Source organism: Actinoplanes sp. NPDC049118, from assembly GCF_040648555.1.
Taxonomy (GTDB): Bacteria; Actinomycetota; Actinomycetes; order Mycobacteriales; family Micromonosporaceae; genus Actinoplanes.
The window spans coordinates 83,481-104,291 of record NZ_JBEZDY010000009.1 but is presented as its reverse complement, the minus strand read 5'-3'; the positions used below and the strand labels follow the sequence as shown (position 1 = coordinate 104,291).

The window sequence follows — 20,811 nt, the reverse complement described above, 5'->3', positions numbered from 1 at the left end:
ACGGCGCCGTGCCGCGCCCGGCAGGCAGGAACCTGGGTGTGACGCGGCCCGGAAACCTGCCGCCGCGACCATGGCCACCACCCCGCATACTCAGGGGCCGCAACGGCGGACCGGAGGTCGAGCGTGGGACGGGTACGAGCCGCCGTCGGCGTCGGCGCGGCAGCGTCGGCGTTCGGCATCGCCGCCATCGCCGTGTCGTGGCAGGTCTCGTCGGGGCGCCTCTGGCTGGATGTCGGGCTGCGCCTCTGGGGACTGGTCGGCATCGTGGTCGGCGTGGTGGTCTGGATCCGGGCGCCGCAGCCGCGGCTGGGCTGGATGATGGTCGCCGCGGCGGCGCTGTGGCACGTCAATTTCCTGCGCGGCAGCACCGAGCCACTGGTCTTCGCGATCGGCTTCTGCGGTGCGTACGCGTGGACCGCCCCGGTCGGTCATCTGCTGTACACGTGGCCGACCGGCCGGTTCACCAACCCGGTGGCCCGGGTGCTCGCGCTGGGTGGCTACTTCACCTCCGTCTCCACGCAGGTGCTGGCGTACCTGGTGGACCACCCGTCGGCGCCGCAGGCGTTCGGGCTCCCGCAGCAGCGGACCCCCGCCACCGACGTCGGCAGCGTGGTCTTCGCGGCCTCGGCCGCGGCCATGGTCCTGGTCATGGCGCAGCGGTGGTGGCGATCCAGCGGGATGCGCCGGCGCTCCGCGGAGCCGGTCTGGACCTTCATCGTCGTGGCGTGCGGGATGGGCATGGCGGTCAGCCTGATCGCCTTCTTCGACCTGCCGGTCCGCGCCGAGGCGGCGCTCATGCTGGCCGCCATGGTGATCAGCCTGCCGGTCGTGCCGGTGATCCACTTTGTGCAGCGGAGCCGCAGCCGGACCGCCACCTGGCGGGTGGCCCGGGTGGCCCTGGAGTTCGGGGAGCCGACGGCCGAGGTTCCCGCGCCGGCCCGCCTGGAACGCTCCCTGGCCCGCGCGGTCGGCGACCCGACCCTGCGACTGCTGTACCCGACGTCCGGCGGCGGGTACGTCGACGGCGCGGGCCGCCCGCGCGGGGCCCTGCCGGGTCCCGGTTCGGGCCGGGCGGTCACCCGGGTCGACCGGCGCGGCGTCCTCGTGGCGCTCATCGAGCACGACGAGGCCCTGCACAACGAACGGACCGTCGCCGAGGCGGCCGGCGCCGCCGCCGGGCTGGCCCTGGAGAACGCACACCTGTACGCGACCCTGCACGCACAGATCGGGCAGCTGCGAGACTCCCGGCTCCGCATCGCCAGCAGCGCGATGACCGAGCGCCGGCGGGTACAGCGCGATCTGCACGACGGCGCCCAGCAGGAGCTCTTCGCCGTCCTGGTGCTGCTCGACATGGCCCGGCACCGATTGGGGGACACGGATCCGGCCGGCGCCCTGGTGCACCGGGCGCATCGCCAGCTCGGCGACGCGATCGGCTCGCTGCGGCTGCTGACCGAGGGCATCTACCCGGTCGAGCACGGGCTGGTGCCGGCCGTGGCGAACCTCGTCGACCGCGCCCCGATCCCGGTCACGGTAGACGCGGACGCGGGCCGGCACGAGCCGGAGATCGAGAGCACCGCGTACTTCGTGGTGGCCGAGGCCCTCGGCAACGTCTACAAGCACGCGGACGCCGCGGAAGTCCGGCTCTCCATCCGGTGCGGCGACGGCGCGCTGGTCGTGCGGGTCAGCGACGACGGGGGCGGCGGCGCCGACCCGGACGGTGCGGGCCTGCGCGCCCTCGCCGACCGGGTGGCCGCGGTCGGCGGCGTGCTCACCGTCGCCGCCGGGGAGGCCGGCGGCACGGTGGTCGCGGCCGACTTTCCGTTGCCCCGGCCGTGTTGTCACGAACGGAAGGACACCAGATGCGCATCGTGATCGTGGAGGATCAGGGCCTGCTGCGCGACGCGCTGGCCGAAGGGCTCGGCGGGCGCGGCGTCGAGGTCGTCGCCAAGGTCGCCGACGCCGAGGGCGCGCTGGCGGCCATCAACGCGGCCGCACCGGACGTCGCCATCCTGGACATCCGGCTGCCGCCAACCTTCAGCGACGAGGGCCTGGTCATCGCCGAGCAGGTACGCGAGCACTACCCGGCCGTGGCGATCCTCGTGCTGTCCTCGTACGCCGAGGTCGACTTCGCCGAGCGTCTGCTACAGATGCAGGACGAGTCCCGGGCGATCGGGTACCTGCTGAAGGAGCGCGTCGGCGACCTGGCGGAACTCACCGAGGCGCTGCGCCGCGTCGCGGCCGGCGAGGTGGTCATCGACCGCCTGATCATCGACCGGCTGATGAGCCGCCGCCGAGCACCCGACCCCCTGGCCGCCCTCAGCCCACACGAACGACGGATCCTGGCCCTCGTGGCCGAGGGCCGGTCCAACCTGGGCATCGCCCAGGTCCTCGGCAACCGCATCAGCACCGTGGAGAAACACGTCTCGGTGATCGCCGACAAGCTGCGCCTGCCGGCGGCCAGGGACAGCGACCGCCCACAGGTCAACGTGCGGGTCCTCGCCGCGCTGATGTACCTGCGCAGCCTCGACACCGGCCGGGCATAGCCGACACCCTCGATCGCGCCGCCCATGTTGACTTCACGGTCGGACCGGCGACCTCAGATCGGCGGCGTCCCGCGACGCTCGATGCCTCGATGCGGTTTACAGGTCCATCGCGTAGACCCGGACCTGGCGGCCGGTGTCCGGCTGCACGGTCTCGCGCTCCAGCGACATGCCCAGCTTGACCATCACCCGCGCGGACGCCTCGTTGCCGACGACGTGGATGCTGACCAGCCGTCGCAGGCCGAGCTCGGCACGAGTGTTGGCGACCACGGCCTGGGCCGCCTCGGTGGCCAGGCCCCGGCCCCAGTACGCGCGGCCGAGCCGCCAGCCGATCTCCACGGCCGGCATGATCTCGGGCAGGAAGGTCGGCACCGCCAGTCCGGTGAAACCGGCCAGCTCGCCGGTCTCCTTGACCTCCACCGCGTACAGGCCGAAGCCGTGCTCGTCCCAGTGTCGCTGGTAGCCGGCCAGGCGCTCCGCGGTCGCGGCCCGGTCCAGGGTGCGGCCGTCGTGGATGTAGCGCATCACCTCGGGCTGGGCGTTGACCGCGGCGAACCCGTCCAGATCATCGCTTTGCCAGCGGCGCAACAGCAGCCGCGGAGTCTCCAGGGACGTGGCATCAAGGGAGCTTGTCAGGTCGGGCACGTCCCCTTCGTAGCATTTCGAGGTACCACGGGGCGATGGATCATCTGCGGCCCTGGCCCAGTCCGTGGGCCGGAGGGTCAGCGGCCGTTCGCTTCGTCCTCGGCCACCCGGTCCTCGCCGCGGCGGCGCAGCCGCCTGAGCCCGGGCATGCCGATGATCGCCATGTGCAGGTCGTTGGCGACCTCGAGCAGCGCACGCAGGTCGGGCCCGACCTTGTCGAGCGTGCCGAGCAGCGGCATCACGTCGTCGCTCAGGTGCTCCCGCAGCCGGGGCAGCTCGTCGATCATGCGGATCGCGGCGGTGATCTCCTCCGGCGTCAGCTCGTCCACGAACCGCTGGGCCAGTGGGGCCGCGCGGCGCAGCGTCGGGCCGTACTCGTCGAGAAGCTCGCGGGCCTCGGTCGAGGTCGCCCCCGCCTGCCGGACCACCACGGAGGCCGCGCCGGTGAGGGCGCCGGCCTCGGTGAGGATCGCGGTCGCACCGTTGACGGTCGCCGCGGCCCCGTCGGCGGTCGCGGCGACGCTCTCCAGGAGCTCGGCCGCGCGCGGCGCGATGACGCCGGCCTCGTTGACGGCCAGCGCGGCGCCCGCCATGATCACCTTGGTCTCGATCAGCGCCTCCTCGGCGCCGTCGAGTACGCCGTCGACGCGGTCGAGCACGCCGTCGACCCGGTCGATCAGCCCCTCGGCGCGTTCGGCCAGCAGCGTGATGCGGCTGACGAGCAGTTCGGTCTGGCCGAGCAGGCCGACCATGCGGACCGGAACCGTGGCGACGGAGGCCGCGGTCTCCACCACCTGACCGATCGCGTAGCGGCTGAGCTCGACGAGTGCGGAAGGTGACGGGAGCAGGGCCATGGCCACCATTGTGCCTCCCGGTGCTAGTGACTGATAGTGATAGGTCACGCGCGGTAGGTAGTGCAGTTTGGGATCCCGCGCAAGGCGCGGCACTATGCATATGTGCGACCAACCCGACTCTGGATCTTCGCGGTTGCGGCAGTGGTGATCGTGGGCGGCGCCTCCCTCATCGGCCTGGGTATGCAGGACGACGGCGGCGGCACCGGCGGCGGCGTGCTGCCGCGCTCCCTGACGTTCGGCGAGCCCGACCCGACGGCCTCACCCACGCCGACCGGTCCGAGCCCGGAGGAGCTGGCCGCACAGGAACGGGCCAAGCGCACCAAGGCCCTCGACGCGGCCCTGAAGAAGTACGCGGCCACCGTCCCCGAGTTCTCCGTCGCCGTGCTCGACAAGAAGACCGGCGAGCGCTACTCGTACCGGGGCTCGGAGAAATACGACACCGCCAGCATCGTCAAGGTCCAGGTGCTGGCCTGCATGCTGCTGAAGGCGCAGGACGCCGACCGCGACCTGTCCTCGAGCCAGCTGTCGCTGGCGAAGCGGATGATCCGGCTCAGCGACAACAACGCCACCACCTCGCTCTTCAACCAGCTCGGCAAGGTCTCGGCGGTCAGCAAGTGCAACAAGCGCCTCGGCCTGAGCCAGACCGCGGTCAACAGCTCCTGGGGCCTCACCCGGACCACGGTCAACGACCAGGTGAAGCTGCTCTCCGAGCTGGTCGACAAGGCGGGCCCGCTGGACGCCGATTCGCGCAAGCTCGCGTTCACCCTGATGAACACGGTCGACGAGAGCCAGGACTGGGGCGTACCGATCGTCGCGAAGTCCGGCGAGACCACGACGGTGAAGAACGGCTGGGACACCCGCTCCAAGGACGGCGGCCTCTGGGCCGTCAACACGGTCGGCCGGGTGAAGGGCGACGAAGTGGACGTCTCGGTCGCGGTGCTCTCCCACAACAACCAGAGCATGGACGGCGGCATCACCCTGGTGCAGAAGGTCGCCAAGATGACCCGGCAGTACCTCAAGTACTGAACCGATCAAGGCGATCAGGTTGCCGCGATCACCGCATAGGTGACGCGAGCTCGCTAGTGTTGGGCCTGCCCGTGTTCGGCGACGTTCGGGGCGTGTTGGACCTGGTGGGGCATGCCGCCGACTCTGGTCATCGCCTCGTGCTGCTGCTTGGCGTGCTCGGTGAGCGGAACGGCCCAGACGGCCGTGCCGTACGCGCAGACCTCGGCCCACGACTGGCCGAGCTCACCGTTGCTGAACCGGAACGCGACGATGGCGTTCGCCTGACGCTGCTGGGCCTGCCAGGCCATGCGGCTCATGGCCTCATTGCGGCTGTGCACCATCAGCTGGGTCATCTCGGGCACCTCGCCCCCGTTGAGCGACCGGATGCTTGCCGCCATCCCGGTGCCGATGTTGATGGCTCGCACCGTGACGCCGTACACCTCCCCGAACACCGCATCGATCCGGTAGCCGGGGATCTCATCTGAGCTGACGATCAACATGCCTAGATCGTAGTGATCAAGGCAAGGCGGCCCGGCGGCGTGGCGACAGGTAGCGGGATTCCAGGTAGGTCCGGGCGACTTCGAACGGGACGCTCAGGACCTCCCGGTCGCCGGCCGTCTCGTCGTCCTGCCGCCAGTCGTATTCGCCGCGCCCGTCCGGGGGGATCGTGGTCCAGGGCTCGATGCCGGCGCCTCGGCCCGCTCCGGCACGTCGATCCTGCCGGAGTATGAAGGCCGAGCACAGATGGGCCTGCGTGACGAGGATCCGCCAGAGGACGGGATGGGTTCGGGGATGGAAGTTCCGCAGCATTCCGACGAAGGGGTAGCACGCCTGATTGACGGCGCTGCCGTTCTTCGAGAAGGCGGCGTCGAACTCACCGAACCGCATGACGCGAGCGGGGGAGTCTCCTCCGGAGATGATGATCGACTGGCCGGCCGCCTCGAGGATGCCTGACGGCAGGCCCTGATTCGGGTGCTCTTCGTGTGGCTTGTACGGCAACGGCTCGGGTTCGCACCTCGCGAAGGAGTAGGGGTCCGTGATCGTCCAGGCGAGCTGTTTCGCCATCCAGTACTGGATGCGCGTCTCCTCGTCGAGGCGCAGATCGACAAGCGTCATCCGGTCCTGCAGCAGATGGAAGATCGCTACCGGAGCCACCAGGCGATGGATGGTCGTCCGCAGGTAGTAGCCCTCGCCGGAGAGCCAGCCGTCGGCCGGCTCGAGGTTGCCTTCCCGCGCGCATCTCGCCAGCCCGACTATCCGGCCCGCCAGGTCCTCGGCTCGCTCGGTGAGCTGGAAGAAGAGCGGCTCGGTGACCTCGTAGAGCCGTTTGCGGGCGTCGTACGCATAGTCTCTGCGCGCGTCCTGTTCCTTCGCGCTCTCCGACAGCGCGGCGTTCTGCTCGTTCAGGTGTTCCTGAACCGACCTGTCGAGGGCCGACCTCTGGTCGTTGAGGCGTTTCTGAACGGACTCGTCCAGGGCCGCCTTCTCCTTGTTGAGGCGCCTGTTGAACAAGAAGGTCAGGACGGCGACGGTCACCGCAGGGCCGATGAGGAACCCGAATATCGTCACCCACAGTGGAGTCTGGCTCATGCCACCGACGTTACTTGGCGGGTGGCTACGCCGACTCGGTCTGTTCCTGGCGTGCGGCCCGGCGCTTGCTGATCAGGCTGGCGATCTGGCCGACCACCAGGACCAGGGCGACCGCCGCGACCACGCCCTGCCACGGTTCCGGGAAGATCGAGCCGCCGGCCACCCCGATGCTCGCGTAGACGACCGACCAGAGCACGCAGGCCGGCACGTTCGCCACGATGAAGGTGCGCCAGCTCAGGCCGACGAACGCCGCGGCCAGCAGCACGGGCACCCGGCCGCCGGGCAGCAGCCGGGAGACCAGCAGCACCGGCACCTGGCTGCGGTCCAGCCGCTCCTTCACGGCCGTCAGGTGCTCCTCGCCGCGCAGCCAGTGCAGGCGCCGGGCGAGTTGTTCGCCGCCGGCGAGGCACATCGCGTACATGACCAGGTCGCCGGCGTAGGCGCCGAGCGCGCCCGCGGCGATGACGAGGACGATGAGCAGCGGGTGGTTGTGGAAGGCCAGGGCGGCCGCGGCGCTGACGGCCGCGCCGGTGGGCACCACCGGCACGATCGCGCCGAACGCCACCACGAGCGACAGCCATGCCAGGGCCCCGAGTTCGGATATCACGTGGCCGGCTCGAAGCTGAGCGTCTCGCCCTGCGTGAGCACCCGGACCCGGGTGTCCGGGGAGGTGCGTGCGGCGTGCCGGGCGAACTCGGTGCCCGGGTCGTGGAACATGTGCGACCGGATCCGGCTCAGGCCGGCCGGCCAGAACGTGCCGTAGTGCACCGGGACCGCCCAGGCGGCCTTCACCCGGCGCAGCGCCTCGGCGCCGTCGGCCGCGTCCAGGTGGCCGTGCGAGCCGAGGGTCGGGCCCCAGCCGCCGACCGGTATCAGCGCGAGGTCCAGCGGGCCCAGCGAGGCCATCCCGTCGAATAGGCCGGTGTCGCCGCTGTACCAGGTGCGGGCGGCGCCCTCGATCACGAAGCCCATCGCCACCGATCGCAGCCGGGACCACGGGCCGCGGCCGCCGTCGTGCTTGGCCTCGACCGCCCGCACCGTGACGGCGCCGACCGTGGTCTCCTCGCCCGGCAGCAGTTCGACGCAGCGGTCGGCGTAGGCCGCGCCGAGGCCCCGGGCCACGAGCGTGGTCGCACCGCGCGGCACGATCAGCAGCGGCTCGCCGGGCACGGCCCGCAGCGACGGCAGGTGGAAGTGGTCGGCGTGCAGGTGCGACAGGAGCACCGCGTCCGGGGCGCCGGTCAGCTCCGGCGTGGGGCCGGCGTTCCGCCGGAGGTGGATCAACCGGTTGGTGAGCAGCGGGTCGGTGAGCAGGCAGACACCGGAGTCGGCCAGCCACATCGTGCTGTGCCCCCACCAGGTGACGCTGGTTGCGCTCATGGACCAACCGTACGGGACCGGGCACACAGCCGTCTTAGGGCGCGGCCGCAGAGCCGGGCGTACAGGTGCTGGAAGAGCACCGCTGCCGGGCCGCCGAGGCGCATCGGCAGGCGGGCCGGCGCGCTGAACGCGGTCACCGCGAACCAGACCCGGCCCTGCCCGTCCCGTTCGACCGTGAACGACTCCTCGCCGCGTGCCTGGTGCCCGGGCAGCGTGCCGTAGCCGAAGCCGGCCAGCTCGGGGCCGGCCGCGGCCCACACCACCTCGCACGGCACGACGAGGGGCCCGAGCCCGACCGTCAGCCGTACGCCGGGAGCGGCCCGGTCGGCGGCGGTGCGGATCCGGGCGCCGGTCGCGCGGTGCATCCGCAGCGTCAGGATCGCGTCGGCCGCGGCCGCGAAGTCGTCGCGCCTGAGCTCCGTGCGGTAGTGCAGGTGCCGGTAGCCCGGGGGTAGCGGCTCGTGCCGGGTCGCGCCGACCTCGGCGTACGTGAATCCACTCATCAATTTCCTCCCTGATCAGAGATATGCCCCGGCGCGGCGCCAGCCCACCATGCCGCACACCGCGAAACCGAGCGCGTTCGCCACCCCGTGCGTCGCCGCCATCCAGCCCAGCGACGGGTGCGGCAGCCCGGTCGCCTCGCCGAGCGCCCAGCTCACCGCGAGCACCATCGACACGGCGAGCACGGCCGCGGAGCCGCCCAGCAGCACCGCGGTGAGCGGGTCGGCCGCGCCGGTGTGCGCGTAGCGCCAGACCAGCCAGCCGACCATCCACATGCCGGCGGTCAGCACCAGCGCGCCGGCGAGTTCGACCGCCTCGGCCGTGAAGTAGCCCAGCAGCACCAGCAGCGTGCCGGCGGGCACGGTCAGCGCGGCGGCGTCGGCCGCTCGGCCGGGCGCGATCCGGGTCTGCAGCCCGGCGATCAGGGCCGCGGCGAAGCCGGCGAAGTGGAAGTGCGCCACGGTCAGGGCCAGCACGCCGAGCTCGAAGGAGAACAGCCGGTAGCCGGAACGCTCGGCGATCAGCGCGCTCGCCGCGACGGCCGGGCTGATCAGGGCGGTGAGCACGGCGGCCTCGGCGGCCCACTCGCCGCGGGGCCGGGCGGGACGGCTGACCGCGTACGCGCAGAGCAGCGCCGCCGCCACCGCGTAGACCGTCGCCAGTGCGGTGGCGGCCGGGCCCCGGGGCAGCCACAGGCTCACGGCGCCGGCGACCGCGCCGACGGGCCAGCACCGGCGGGCGAGCTCGATGCCGGGATCGGCGAGCAGCCGCAGCCCGGCCGGGACGACCACCAGCATGCCGACCATGACGAGAAGGTTCACCAGCACCCACATGGCGACCACCCACTTCTTTGAACGTGTTCAACTACGGTGCCACTGTAGCGCATGGGCCCGGGTCGCCGAACTCCGGCGACTCCTGCACACTGGCGCCGTGACAGGACCCCGCTACGCCGTCGTGAACCCCGCGACGGTCCCCGATCTGGAGGAAGCCGGGTGAGCAGCACCGAGCCGGTCCCCGAGACCAGGATGATGCCGGGCGACGAGCTCTCGGCCGATGACGCGTTCCTCGCCCTGCGGCACTACGGACGCTGGCACCTGGTGCGCGACGCCTTCGTCCGGTTCCGGTACGGCGACGGCTTCAGCCACTCCCGGGCCTTCGCGCTGCAGCTCTGCCTCGCCATCGTGCCGTTCCTCATCGCGCTGTCCGGGCTCGCCACCGACCTCGGCGTCTCCGAGGGCGGCCAGGTCGTCGCGGACACCGTCATCGCGCTGACGCCCGGCGCCAGCGAGCCGCTCGTCACCGAGCTGCTCGACGACGACGAGCGCACCGAGGAGGCCGGCGAGCTCGCCCTCGCGCTGGGCTTCGTGACCGGGCTGTTCGCGCTGACCTCCGCGATGGCGCAGATCGAGCGCGGCGCCAACCGGATCTACGGCGTCGAGCGCGACCGCAAGGCGTCGCGGAAGTACCTGCGCGCGGCGATCCTGGCGGTGGTGGCCGGGCTGCCGGCCCTCTTCGGCTTCCTGCTGCTGGTCGCGGGGCACTCCGCCGGGCAGTCGGTCGCCCGGCACTACGGCTGGGGTGCCGGCGCCCTGACGGCCTGGGACTGGGTGCGCTGGCCGGTGAGCCTGGCCCTCATCGTGTTCGCGGTGGGGCTGCTGTTCCGGCACTCGCCGCGGCGCCGGCAGCCCGCGCTGAGCTGGCTGCTGTTCGGCGCCACCCTGGCCACCGTCCTCTGGTGGGTCGCCAGCCTGCTGCTGGCCGGCTACGTCCGGGTCAGCGACGGCTTCGGCGCCACCTACGGGCCGCTGACGGCGATCATGGCGCTGCTGCTCTGGGCCAACCTCACCGGGATCGCGATCTTCTTCGGCCTGGCGTTCGCCGCCCAGCTGGAGGCGCAGCGGGTGGGCGTCGCCCGGCCCGCACAGCACGACCGGTGGGAGCCGGGTACGGACGCCGAGCCCCGGGAGGCGCCGGACGGCGACGTGCCCCGGCAGCGCGAAGCCGGTGTGAGCTCCGAGTAGAGGGGGTAACACCCGCGCACAAGCGCGAGTCCCCGATCGGGCAGGAGTCACACGGATGTCCACCGACCACGGCACGGTCCACCGGCGAACCGGCTGGGCGCCGCTTCGCCACTTCACCGGGCGCAGCGTGCTCGGACTGTCGGCCGTCGTCGTGATCGGGCTCGGATTCGGCCTGCTCCTGCTGCTGGTCCGGCTGCGCTGGGAGCCGCTGCAGCGGCTCGACCACGCCGTGGCGGAGGGGCTGAACGGCCTGGTCGCCCCGTACCCGCCGGTCGTCACCGCGCTCGAGGCCGTCGCGCGGCTCGGCGGCCGGCCGATCATGATCTGGCTCGTCACGGTCGTCGTGGTGCTGCTGCTGATCCGCAAGCGCACCCGGCTCGCGGTCTACCTGGCCGTCACCGGGGTCGGCGCGCTGCTGCTCGACCCGTCGCTGAAGACCCTCGTCGGCCGGCTGCGCCCGGTCGTCGAGGCGCCCGTCGCCACCGCGCCCGGCAACAGCTTCCCGAGCGGCCACGCCCTCGGCTCGATGGTCGTTTACGGCGCCCTGCTCCTGGTGTTCCTGCCCGCCGTCGCACCGCGCCGCCGCAAGCTCGTCATCGGCCTCACCGCGGTGGTCATCGCGGCCATCGGCATCACCCGGATCGCGCTCGGCGTGCACTTCGCCTCCGACGTGCTCGCCGGGTGGCTGCTCGGCGCCGCGTGGCTCGGCGTCACCGCGTACGCGTTCCGCCTCTGGCGCCGCGAGGTCGGCCGGCCCGTCGGCCCGTTCGCGGAGGGGCTGGAGCCGGAGGCGCGCCGCGACGTCACCCCGGCGCCCGACGAGGAGGAGGTGCTGCCGCATCCCTGGGCGGGCGCCGCGGTGCTGATCGTCGGCTGGGTGTTCACCTTCGGCGTGCTGTACGTGCTCGGCTGGGCGGTCACCAACCGCACCGAGGGCACCTGGATCCGGTCGGTCGACGTCGGCGTCGGACGCTGGCTCCAGGGCTACCGGACGCCCGGCCTGGACGACCTCAGCTACGTGTGGAGCAAGGCCGGCGACACCCACATGATCCTGGCGGTCTCGCTGATCTTCTGCCCGCTGGCGCTGGCCGTGTGGCGGAGCTGGCGGCCGGTGCTCTTCGTGGTGCTGGCCATGTTCGGCGAGCTGAGCCTCTTCCTGGCCGCGTCCGCCGCCGTCGGGCGCCCGCGCCCGCCCGTCGAGCAGCTCGACGGGCAGCTGCCGACCTCGTCGTTCCCCTCCGGACACATCGCCGCCACCATGTGCCTCTACGTCGCCATCGCCCTGCTGGTCGTGCCACGGGTACGGGCGTGGTGGCGGTGGCTCCTCGTGGCGCTCGCGGTGGTCATGCCGCTCGGCGTCGCCCTCTCGCGGATGTACCGCGGCATGCACCACCCGACCGACGTGCTGGGCGCGGGAGTGCTGACCGCCTGCTGGATCACGCTGCTCTGGTTCGTGCTGCGGCCCAACGCCGACGTCGAAGACGGCGACCCGGCCGGCGCCGGTGAGCCCGCCGCCGGCACGGACCGGGATCCGGCCGAGGTTCCCGTCCGGTGACACTCAGACTCCTGACCTGGAACATCAGGACCGGCGGCAGCGGCGGCCGGCTCGACGCCGTGCTCGAGCTGCTGCGCCGGGAACGGCCGGACGTCCTGGCCCTGCAGGAGCTGCGCGGCTTTCCCGGACACCGGATGCGGGACGTGGCCCGGGCCCTGGGCATGACGCCGTTCCTCGCCCGGTCGGTACTCGGCCAGCCGGTCGCGGTGCTGGTCCGGCCGCCGCTGCGGATCGTCTCCTGGTCGGCCGTGCGGTGGCGGCTGCACCACGCCGCCGCGGTCGTGGTGACGCCCACCGCGGCCGGGCCGGTGACGGTGGTCAGCACCCATCTCAACCCGTTCTCGCCGAAGCGCAGGCTCCGCGAGGCCCGCCGGCTGATCGCGCGGTGCCGCGCGGCGCGGGGACCGGTGCTGATCGCCGGCGACCTCAACTCGCTCGACCCGGGCACCGACCACACCGGACGGCTGGCCCGGCTGCCGGAGCACCACCGGCGCCGCCATCTCGGCCCGGACGGCGCGGCCGACACCCGGGCGATCGCGGAGTTCGCGGCCGGCGGCTTCACCGACCTGTGGCGGGTGGCGGGGGAGGGCGACGGGCTCACGGTGCCGACCACCGCCGGCGGGGGAAGCGAGTTCTCCGCCGCGGGGATGCGGCTCGACTACGTGCTCGCCACGGGGCCGATCGCGGCCACCGCGACGCGGGCCCGGGTGATCCGCGGCGACGAGGCGGAGTACGCCTCCGACCACTACCCGCTCGCCGTCGAACTGGACCTGTAGCTACAGGTCGGCGACGACCCGGTCGCGGCCCTCGCGCTTGGCGACGTAGAGGTTGCGGTCGGCCAGCGACAGCAGCGCCGACGGGGTGGCCCGTCCCTCGGCCGCGGTGGTCACGCCGATGCTGGTCGTCACGCCCAGCGCGCCGGTGATCGGCTCCCAGGCGTGCGCCCGGATCCGCAGCCGCAGCCGCTCGCAACGCTCGGTCGCCTCCCGCGCGTCCATGCCGGGCAGCACCAGCAGGAACTCCTCGCCGCCCATCCGCGCGGCGATCATCGGGCCGCTCACCGCCTCCAGCAGCAGCTGGGCGACGTTCTGCAGCACCGTGTCGCCGGTGCTGTGCGACAGCGTGTCGTTGATGCGCTTGAAGTGGTCCAGGTCGAGGATCGCCACCGAGATCGGCGTCCGCGTGGCGACGGCCTCGCCGAGCAGGGCGGGCAGCCGCTCGTTGACGTAGCGCCGGTTGTAGAGGCCGGTCAGCGCGTCGCGGTGGGCCATCTCCCGGAAGTGCTCGCTCGCGCGGCGTGCCTCGGTCGCCTCGAAGACGGCCTGCAGCGCCCGCGCCTGCGCCTCACGCTGCATCGAGTGCAGGGCGGTGGCCGCCGAGTGGAACGCGCGGTGCTCCTCGTACGCCTCGCGGAAGCGCCCGGTGGCCGCGTACAGCGCCGCCTGCTCCTCGCGCGCCTCCGCCCGTACCCCGTCTAGGCCGCGCTCGTCCGCAACCCGTACCGCGACGTCCAGGGCGGCCTGGGCGCCGGCGTAGCGGCGGTCCAGCCGGCGCGCCTCGGCCAGGGTGAGCAGGGAGATCGCCCAGGTGTCGCCCTCGTGGCTCAGGATCGTGGAATCGGCACCGTCGACGAGCGGGTGCAGGATCTCCTCGACCGCCTCGTAGTTCCCGCTCATCATCTCGATGCGGGCGATCGTGTCGAGCTCAAGCGCCCCGAACGCCCGGCCGCCGCCGCGCGCCTGCACCGCCCGCATGTGCGCGACCATCTCCCGGGCGCCGGGCTCGTCGTCGTTCTCGTAGGCCGTGTAGGCCATGTTGTTCAGGATGTTGAGCGTGAGATCGAGGTCGCCCTCGGCCGTGGCCAGTTCGAGCGCCTCGCGGAAGCGCCGGGCACCCTCCTCGGTCGAGCCGCTCTCGTCCAGCGCCACGGCGAGCGTCATCAGGTGCCGGGCGCGGGTCGACCCCGGCTCGTCGCCGGTCAGGTTCGCGACGCACTGCACCGCATGGGTGAGCGCCTCGGACTGGTCGCCGATCTGCCCGTAGAAGATGCCCAGCACGCGGTGGGCGCGGGACAGCAGGAACGGGCTGTCGTGCTGCTGCGACCAGGCGAGCACCTGATGCGCCCAGCGGCCGCCCTGCTCCGACCTGCCCTCGCGGATCAGGGAGATCGCGCGTAGCAGCCGGGCGCGCATGGCGAGCTCCTCGGCGCCGAGCTCGGTGGCCTGACGCTCGACGATCGCGGCGGGACCGGCCACGGCGCGGAACTCGGACGGCGGGCGGCTCTCGAGCTCCACCAGGGTCGCCTCGAGCGCCGCGTGGTCGCCCACGAGCACGGCGCCGGCCGTTGCTGCCGCCTCCGTCGTCACTGGCGCTCCTGCATTTCCGGGGGTCCCGGTGGGTCCCTGGCACAGCTCCCGATCGGGTGTCCGCGGTGATTGCTGAGGTTCCGCCTGGTTGCGAATCGGTTAGGACGGGCTCTAGTTACGCCTGGTGCAGACGGGTCTGGACGCGGCGACCTGGTCGACCGTGTAGACCACGGCGACGGTGAAGCAGTAGTCGTTCTGCTTGTTGAGCCCGTAGACGACGTAGTCCGTGGTGCCCGCGGGAAGCTGCTGGAAGGCCCGCTGCTCCTGCCCGGTGCGGCCGCCGGAGATCAGCACCGGGCCCTCCGAGCCCTTCGGATAGCGCCAGGTCAGCGAGACGCTGTCCCGGTTGTCCTTCAGCGTCACCGAGGTCGGCGCCACCGCGGTGTTCGTCGGCGACGGCGACGGCGACGGCGAGGCGCTGGTCGGCGGTGCCGCCGCGGGTGCCGCCGCGGTGGGGCCCGGCGCCGGATCCCGCGCGCCTTCCGGCAGCGTCGCGACCACGACCGCGGCCGCGACCGCGATCCCCGCGACGAGCACGGCGGCCAGGACGAGCGACTGCCGGGATGGGTTCCGGTCGGGGCGCTCCACCGGTACGGGCAGACGACGGTCGGGCACCGGGGCGGTCGCCCGATCGACCGGCCCGCGGGACAGGCGCGGCCCCGGCGGGTACGCGTCGGGCGGGTAGGCGTCCGGCGGGAACGAGTCGGGCGGCCAGGGCCCGGGCGGCTCCACGGTCCAGGCCTGCGGCGGCAGGGCCGCGGCCGTCCCGTTCTGCCCCGGCGCCGCCCGAGCCTGCTCGTCGACCTCCGGCTCGAGGTCGGCCGGCGGACGGTGCAACGCCTGCTCGGGTACGGCCTGCTCGTGGGGCGCCGGCCGGTGCAGCGCGTGCTCGTAGCTCTCGTGCTCGGGCACCGCCGGCCCCTGCTCCTGGATCGGGGCGGCCGGCTGGGCGGGTGGCGAGGTCAGCGGCAGCGTCAGGGGCGGTTCGGGGCGGGCGTGCCGGCCGGTCAGGTCGCCGGGCGCGGGCCGGCGTACCGGGTGGACGCCGGGGATCGTCGTGGCCGGGACCCGGGTCACGCCGGACGCCGGGCCCCCGGACGTCGGCCCGGTGGAGCTCTGTACCCGGCCGCACACGTGCCGCCCCGTGGCCGGCGCCCCGGCGAGCCGGGCGACCTGCTGGGCGAGCGGGTGGTCGGGCGGCAGGTGGCGGGCGCACAGCTCCTGTGCCTGCGCGAGGTGGGCCTGCGCCTCGCCGTCGCGGCCGCACTCGCGCTCCATCGCGCCGAGCCGGGCCAGCATCTTGATGCCGGCGGGGGCCGCGTCGCCGTACGTCTCGTGGTGCCGGCCCCAGGCGTCGGCGAGCCGGGTGCGTGCCGCGGCGCAGTGGCCCGCCGCGTGCTCGGCGGTGGCCAGGTCGGCCTCGGCCGCCAGTACCCGCGGCGACAGGCTGCCGTCCAATGCGGCCAGTTCGCCGACGAGGTCGTGGTAGAGCTGGGCCGCCCGGCCGTGGTTGCCCACCCGGTGCAGGACGGCGGCGTGGGTGGCCGCCGCCGCGACCGTGCGCTCGTCGTGCGGGCCGTGCAGGCGTTCCTCCGCGGCATGCGCGAAGCCGGCCCAGGTCCGCGCGCCGTGTGGATCGCCGAGGGCGATCAGGATGCGGGCCTGCAGCGCAGCGGCGAGCGCGAGATCGGGAGAGGCGCGCTGCGGATCGGCGTCGGCCGGATCGAGCACGTCGGCGAGCATGTCCCGGGCACCGGCGAGGTCGCCTGCGGAGGTGAGGGTCTGCGCTTGGGCGGTCAGTTCGGCGAGCGGAGGTGCCACATGCCTCATAGTGTCTGTTCAGCCACCCTAGGTACAAGTCCCTCGGTGCGCCGACCCGGTCTGACCTGCGCGGCCGGGACGCCGTATAACTCGGTTATGACCGCCGACAGCGTCGCCGACGTCAAGCGTGAGATCCTCGTCCGCCACCTCGAGGCGTGGGCGCCCGCCGCGCTGCACCGGGCCCGCCGCGCCACCTATGCGCACGGATACGCCGACGCCGGGCCGGACCTGGCCGAGGCGGCGCTGCGCGTGTTCGCCGAACAGTCCGACCTGGTCAGGGGCCGGGAGCTGACGATGGTGGCGGTCGGTGAACAGACCACCGAGGTCGGTCGCCGGCTCGCCGCGGTGCAGCAGGACGCCGACGCGGTTGCGGGCCTGACCGTCCACACCGTCCCCGGTGGGACCGACGCCGCGCTCGCCGTCGCGCTGAAGGCGGCCGGTTCTGCCCGCGTACCGTTGCTGGGTTTTCTGGATGCGACCGCCGCGGGCGGACCGCCGGCCCCGGCCACCGTCGCGGCCCTGGCCGCCGGCCGTCCCGCGGAGGCGATCATCGTGCTGCAGGCCGAGGGCTTCGCCGCTGACTCCTACCGGGCCCGGCTGCGCGACGCGGGATTCCCGCTGGTCGCCGCGGTGGAGCTGGCCGTCGACGAGGAGCCCGGCGAGGTGCTGATCTTCGCGACCACCTCGGGCAAGAGCCTGGAGGGCTTCAAGGACACGCTCTGGGCGGTCGACGAGTACGCGGGGGTGCGCTACCGCGATCCGGGCGACCCGGAGCGGCATCTGATCGACATCTCGCTCAATCCGCACCCCGGGCCGCTGCGCCGGGAACTGCTCGGCCATCTCGCCGAGGTGGGTGAGGCGACGGTGACCGAGCTGCGGACCTTCGCCCTCACCGAGACCGTGTACCGGGCCGCGGACGCCACCAGGGTGCTGCACGCGCTGCTGGCCGCCGGGTCGGTGACCCGGCGGCCGGAGCATGGCAGGCTCGGCGGCGACGTGGTGATCGCCGCCGGGTGAGGCGGTCAGGAGCTGGACTTGTCCTGCTTCCACGACAGCGGACCGGGCAGGTCGACGCGGTGCGCCCGCGCCCTCGAGTTCCACGACCAGCGGCCGATCTTGATGGACCAGGACGAGAATCCCCGCTGCGTGAAGTTCAGGATCAGCGGCCCGAACTTCTTGCGACTGCGGTACATGATGCCCATCGGTGTGAGTCCTTCCGTGGATGGCCGGTTGGCCGGAAGGTTCCCGATCGCCGATCTCCGCAAACGTCCTACCGCGGCTGCCAGGCGTCGGGCCTGGTGGTGAGCTTCCGGACGTGGGCCGGCATGCGGCCGCTGATGAGTTCGGCCAGGCTCACCTCGTCGACCACCTCGCGCACGGCGGATCGCACGGCCACCCAGAGGTTCGGCAGGTTCTCCGCCGCCCCCGAGTACTGCGTCTCCTCGGGGCGCAGCCCGCGGACACCCGCGAGTGGGCCGTCGACGGCACGCAGGACCTGGCCGATCGTGATGTCCCGTGGGGACTGTGACAATGTGTAGCCGCCCTCGGCGCCGCGCTGAGCTCTGACCACCCCGGCGCGGCGCAGGTCGGCGAGAACCGCCTCGAGGAACTTACGGGGCATGTTCTGGTCCTGGGCAACGGCCTGGGCGGACATCAGGGCCGGGTAGGCGTGGGCCAAGCTCAGCGCCGCCCGTACCGCGTAGTCGCCGCGCGCGGAGATCTGCACCCCTCCATCATGCCGCCTCTGGGCCAGTCACCCTCGCGCACCCCGGGAAATATGGGAATTCGGGCATCACTTTCAGTCAGAAGACAGTCGCTGAGCCGGAACTCTGGCCCCGATGTCGGCGACGTCGTCGGGTACCTGCGCGGGCATCCGCGCCGCCGCGGCGATCCGGAACGCGCCCGGGCTGACCCCGACCTCGCGGTGGAAGAAGCGCCCGAAGTTGGTCGGCTCGCCGAACCCGAGCCGCCGGCCGATCTCCGCCACGGACAGGTCCGTGCAGGCCAGCAGGCGTTGCGCCTCGAGCGCCACGCGGTCGTCGACGACACGTTTGGCGCTGCGGCCGGTGACCGCGAGGCAGGCCCGGGTCAGCGTGCGGACCGAGCAGCCGATCCGCGCCGCGTAGTCCTCGACCCGCCGGCTGTGCGGGTGGCCGTCCTCGAGGTCGCGGCGGAACCGCGCGTAGGTCCGGCTCTCGGAGGTCGTCGTGCCGCCGAACCCGTCGGGGGAGTCGGTGAGCAGGGCGATCCGCAACAGCAGGACGGCGAGCTGATGACGCAGCAGCGCGCCCGCGACCACTCCCGACGAGTGCCGGGCACAGTCGACGCCGAGCTGGGCCACCTCGGTAATCACCGCATCCGCGTCCTCGCCGGCCAGCTGCCAGCGGTTCGGCCCGGGCAGATCGTCGACCGGTACGCCGGCGACCTCCGCGGCCGAGAGCACCTCGCGGTCCCAGGAGACCAGCGCCGCGTCCAGCCCGGGTTCGGCGCCGAAGCGCATCGCCTGGCCGGGGCGGATCCAGAGCAGGGTGCCCGGCCGGCAGGGGTGTGCGGCGAAATCGATCTCCACCGTGCCGTGTCCCGCGGTGGTCAGGGCCAGCAGGTGATACGGCAGCCGGCGCGGTGCCGGGTGCGGTACCGCAAGTTCGGTCTCCGGCAGTGTCCAGGTTCCGACGCCCGCCCAGTTCGGGGCGGGTGCCGATCTGGCGAGGCGCGGACCGGAGGTGACCATCGAGGCCGACCGTAGCTGGCCGTGACCAGCGATGCACGTGGGAACCCGGAGAGCGGACTTTATCGTCCCGAGGACCCCGATAACATTGGCCAAATCAGACATAAAGGCGTACTCGGTAGCGCTATTCGCTTTCTGTCCCGGAATCCCCTTTCACCCGTCGTATGTCCGTTTCTCACCCCCTCGCGTGCGATCGACTTCCGTGGTGTTGCGGCATGTAAAAGGCGACCCGCGTGGACCGGCAGTGTCCGCGCGAGTCGCCCCGGTAATTCCTGTCGTTATCGACCGGCCAGCAGCCGGTTGACCGCGGCGTCCACGTCCAGATGTTCGGACTCCCGGCCGCGGGGCACCACCACGTAGGTGCGCCGCAGGAACCGGACCAGGACACTGCGCGGCACTTCGAACAGGGCGTTGCCGTCGGGTGACGACAGCGCCAGGGCAACGAAGTCGCCCCGCGGCGTGGCCCACGGCCACACCCGGACATCCCCGATCCCCGCAGGCTCATCAAGCCCGGTCACGAGCAGTTCACGCGCGAAGGACCAGCTAACGGCTTCCCCACCGGCTGATTCTGCGTGGAACAACACGTGGACCGCGTACGGGTCGGCTGGGTCGTACCGCAGACTGGCGCGCACGGGCAGAGCCGTGGCGTCTGGCGCTACGAGCCGCAGCGAGGTTTCGACCTCGACGGTCGTTGGACGAATGGTACTCATGGACGAACTCCCCCCGGCACCGCTGCGAGGCTGGTGAACCCCGCGTTTCCCATACTCAGGTGATCCCTGTCATTACGCTCCGCCATACGCTGATCTCACCCAGTAGTGGGAAGACGGTTCCGATAAGCTCACCGAACGAGCCGTTAAACGGTATCTTGTCCTGTTCTGCCCATGTACTCGGTTCCGCCCGGCGTCGGGTGGTCCAGCAGTTGACTCACTCCGGTAACGTCCATTCCTCCCGGGTAGTGACGGGGGTGGGGAACACTAGGGGATGAAATGACTGGGAGCATGCGATCTTTGCCGCGAAAGTGAACGAGATGTCCCAAACGGACCCCATGACCGAAACTCCGCCCGAGGATCACTCACCTCTCGGCCTGCTCGACCGGATCCGTGCCAATCCGACGGGCCGGCTGGCACTCAAGGTCGGCGTGGGGGTGCTCGGCGGCCTCGTGGTGGCCCTGGGCATCGTGCTGATCCCGTTCCCGGGCCCCGGCTGGGCGATCGTGATCCTGGGCCTGGCGATCTGGGCGGTCGAGTTCGTCTGGGCGAAGCACCTGCTCCACTTCACCAAGAAGCACGTGCAGGCCTGGACCCGCTGGGTGCTCGCGCAGTCGCTGCCGCTGCGGGCGCTGATCGGCCTGGTCGGCTTCATCTTCATCAGCGCGGTGGTGTGGACGTCGGTGAAGGTCACCATGGACGTCGACCTGGCCTCGGTGATCTGGACCTTCGTCACGGAGGGTTGACGCGCCGGACCCTGGTTCGCGTGCGGAGCCGCCGGTCCGGTACAGTCTGACTCCGTTGAGGGCGATTAGCTCAGCGGGAGAGCGCTCCGTTCACACCGGAGAGGTCACTGGTTCGATCCCAGTATCGCCCACGAGTGGCAGGGGTCCCATGTTCGCGGAAAGCGCGAACCGGGGCCCCTCGTCATGTCTGCTCAGGGGGCCGAGCCCCCTGAAACCCCACGGTGCTTTGGGTGCTGTGCGCGTGTTTGGCGCGGTGGTGCTTTGGGTGCTGTGCGCGTGTTTGGCGCGGTGGTGCTTTGGGTGCTGTGCGCGTGTTTGGCGCGGTGGTGCTTTGGGTGCTGTGCGCGTGTTT

The 20,811-nt window shown here is 72.3% G+C and carries 22 protein-coding genes and 1 tRNA gene; 9 read left to right on the top strand and 14 right to left on the bottom strand.

What is annotated here, in order from left to right; translation table 11 throughout:
- The first annotated feature begins 123 nt into the window (after positions 1-123).
- The gene (locus AB0B58_RS16000; protein WP_360223855.1) at positions 124-1,872 is read left to right on the top strand and encodes a histidine kinase; all 1,749 of its coding nucleotides are present in this window, start codon (positions 124-126) and stop codon (positions 1,870-1,872) included.
- The gene (locus AB0B58_RS15995; protein ID WP_360223853.1) at positions 1,860-2,543 is read left to right on the top strand and encodes a response regulator transcription factor; all 684 of its coding nucleotides are present in this window, start codon (positions 1,860-1,862) and stop codon (positions 2,541-2,543) included. The genes AB0B58_RS16000 and AB0B58_RS15995 overlap by 13 nt, the downstream gene beginning before the upstream one ends.
- Positions 2,544-2,639: 96 nt before the next feature.
- Here the strand turns inward: AB0B58_RS15995 and AB0B58_RS15990 are convergent, their stop codons facing one another.
- Positions 2,640-3,185 (bottom strand): GNAT family N-acetyltransferase, encoded by a 546-nt coding sequence (locus tag AB0B58_RS15990; protein WP_360223851.1) that lies wholly within the window; start codon positions 3,183-3,185, stop codon positions 2,640-2,642.
- Positions 3,186-3,262: 77 nt separating this feature from the next.
- Positions 3,263-4,039: a hypothetical protein gene (locus AB0B58_RS15985; protein ID WP_360223849.1), complete on the bottom strand. Its 777-nt coding sequence runs from the start codon at positions 4,037-4,039 to the stop codon at positions 3,263-3,265.
- 180 nt (positions 4,040-4,219) lie between these two features.
- Here AB0B58_RS15985 and AB0B58_RS15980 point away from each other — a divergent pair, with 180 nt between their 5' ends.
- Complete coding sequence (locus AB0B58_RS15980; RefSeq protein ID WP_360224223.1) at positions 4,220-5,065, top strand: serine hydrolase; 846 nt, start codon at positions 4,220-4,222, stop codon at positions 5,063-5,065.
- 53 nt (positions 5,066-5,118) lie between these two features.
- Here the strand turns inward: AB0B58_RS15980 and AB0B58_RS15975 are convergent, their stop codons facing one another.
- Genes AB0B58_RS15975 through AB0B58_RS15950 form a run of 6 tightly spaced genes read right to left on the bottom strand, consistent with a single transcriptional unit; the run spans position 5,119 to position 9,348 of the window.
- Entirely contained in the window at positions 5,119-5,544 is a 426-nt protein-coding gene (locus tag AB0B58_RS15975) for a YbjQ family protein (protein ID WP_360223847.1), read from the bottom strand.
- A gap of 16 nt (positions 5,545-5,560) precedes the next feature.
- Positions 5,561-6,634 carry a hypothetical protein gene (locus AB0B58_RS15970; RefSeq protein WP_360223845.1) on the bottom strand — a complete coding sequence of 358 codons (1,074 nt, stop codon included), beginning with the start codon at positions 6,632-6,634 and terminating at the stop codon, positions 5,561-5,563.
- Between the two features lie 25 nt (positions 6,635-6,659).
- A complete protein-coding gene (locus AB0B58_RS15965) occupies positions 6,660-7,241 on the bottom strand; it encodes a VTT domain-containing protein (protein WP_360223843.1) in 582 nt (193 codons plus the stop codon).
- The gene (locus AB0B58_RS15960; protein ID WP_360223841.1) at positions 7,238-8,014 is read right to left on the bottom strand and encodes an MBL fold metallo-hydrolase; all 777 of its coding nucleotides are present in this window, start codon (positions 8,012-8,014) and stop codon (positions 7,238-7,240) included. Before AB0B58_RS15960 ends, AB0B58_RS15965 begins: the two co-directional genes overlap by 4 nt.
- A complete protein-coding gene (locus tag AB0B58_RS15955) occupies positions 8,011-8,517 on the bottom strand; it encodes a DUF1990 domain-containing protein (protein WP_360223839.1) in 507 nt (168 codons plus the stop codon). The genes AB0B58_RS15960 and AB0B58_RS15955 overlap by 4 nt, the downstream gene beginning before the upstream one ends.
- Before the next feature lie 15 nt (positions 8,518-8,532).
- The gene (locus AB0B58_RS15950; RefSeq protein WP_360223837.1) at positions 8,533-9,348 is read right to left on the bottom strand and encodes a YndJ family protein; all 816 of its coding nucleotides are present in this window, start codon (positions 9,346-9,348) and stop codon (positions 8,533-8,535) included.
- Between the two features lie 159 nt (positions 9,349-9,507).
- Here AB0B58_RS15950 and AB0B58_RS15945 point away from each other — a divergent pair, with 159 nt between their 5' ends.
- The 3 genes from AB0B58_RS15945 to AB0B58_RS15935 are packed head-to-tail and all read left to right on the top strand — an operon-like array spanning position 9,508 to position 12,867.
- On the top strand, positions 9,508-10,536 hold the full coding sequence (locus tag AB0B58_RS15945; protein ID WP_360223835.1) for a YihY/virulence factor BrkB family protein: 1,029 nt from the start codon (positions 9,508-9,510) through the stop codon (positions 10,534-10,536).
- A 55-nt stretch (positions 10,537-10,591) separates the two neighbouring features.
- On the top strand, positions 10,592-12,091 hold the full coding sequence (locus AB0B58_RS15940) for a phosphatase PAP2 family protein (protein WP_360223833.1): 1,500 nt from the start codon (positions 10,592-10,594) through the stop codon (positions 12,089-12,091).
- Positions 12,088-12,867, top strand: coding sequence for an endonuclease/exonuclease/phosphatase family protein (locus tag AB0B58_RS15935; RefSeq protein ID WP_360223831.1), 780 nt, complete (start codon positions 12,088-12,090; stop codon positions 12,865-12,867). Before AB0B58_RS15940 ends, AB0B58_RS15935 begins: the two co-directional genes overlap by 4 nt.
- Here the strand turns inward: AB0B58_RS15935 and AB0B58_RS15930 are convergent, their stop codons facing one another.
- A complete protein-coding gene (locus tag AB0B58_RS15930) occupies positions 12,868-14,457 on the bottom strand; it encodes a GGDEF domain-containing protein (protein WP_360223829.1) in 1,590 nt (529 codons plus the stop codon).
- Between the two features lie 111 nt (positions 14,458-14,568).
- Positions 14,569-16,287 (bottom strand): fibronectin type III domain-containing protein, encoded by a 1,719-nt coding sequence (locus AB0B58_RS15925; RefSeq protein WP_360223827.1) that lies wholly within the window; start codon positions 16,285-16,287, stop codon positions 14,569-14,571.
- A gap of 87 nt (positions 16,288-16,374) precedes the next feature.
- Between AB0B58_RS15925 and AB0B58_RS15920 the strand changes: the two genes are divergently transcribed.
- A complete protein-coding gene (locus tag AB0B58_RS15920) occupies positions 16,375-17,295 on the top strand; it encodes a hypothetical protein (RefSeq protein ID WP_360223825.1) in 921 nt (306 codons plus the stop codon).
- 5 nt (positions 17,296-17,300) lie between these two features.
- On the opposite strand, the gene AB0B58_RS15915 is transcribed toward AB0B58_RS15920, so the two are convergent.
- The 4 genes from AB0B58_RS15915 to AB0B58_RS15900 form a co-directional block, all read right to left on the bottom strand.
- Complete coding sequence (locus AB0B58_RS15915) at positions 17,301-17,480, bottom strand: DUF4236 domain-containing protein (RefSeq protein ID WP_360223823.1); 180 nt, start codon at positions 17,478-17,480, stop codon at positions 17,301-17,303.
- Positions 17,481-17,548: 68 nt separating this feature from the next.
- Complete coding sequence (locus AB0B58_RS15910) at positions 17,549-18,004, bottom strand: Rrf2 family transcriptional regulator (RefSeq protein ID WP_184991065.1); 456 nt, start codon at positions 18,002-18,004, stop codon at positions 17,549-17,551.
- A 72-nt stretch (positions 18,005-18,076) separates the two neighbouring features.
- Positions 18,077-19,009 carry an AraC family transcriptional regulator gene (locus tag AB0B58_RS15905; protein ID WP_360223821.1) on the bottom strand — a complete coding sequence of 311 codons (933 nt, stop codon included), beginning with the start codon at positions 19,007-19,009 and terminating at the stop codon, positions 18,077-18,079.
- A gap of 275 nt (positions 19,010-19,284) precedes the next feature.
- A complete protein-coding gene (locus tag AB0B58_RS15900; RefSeq protein ID WP_020514863.1) occupies positions 19,285-19,716 on the bottom strand; it encodes an SsgA family sporulation/cell division regulator in 432 nt (143 codons plus the stop codon).
- Positions 19,717-20,051: 335 nt separating this feature from the next.
- On the opposite strand from AB0B58_RS15900, the gene AB0B58_RS15895 reads away from it, so the two are divergent.
- Complete coding sequence (locus tag AB0B58_RS15895; RefSeq protein ID WP_360223818.1) at positions 20,052-20,459, top strand: TIGR02611 family protein; 408 nt, start codon at positions 20,052-20,054, stop codon at positions 20,457-20,459.
- A gap of 59 nt (positions 20,460-20,518) precedes the next feature.
- Positions 20,519-20,590: transfer RNA gene (locus tag AB0B58_RS15890), tRNA-Val, on the top strand.
- Positions 20,591-20,811 lie beyond the last annotated feature (221 nt).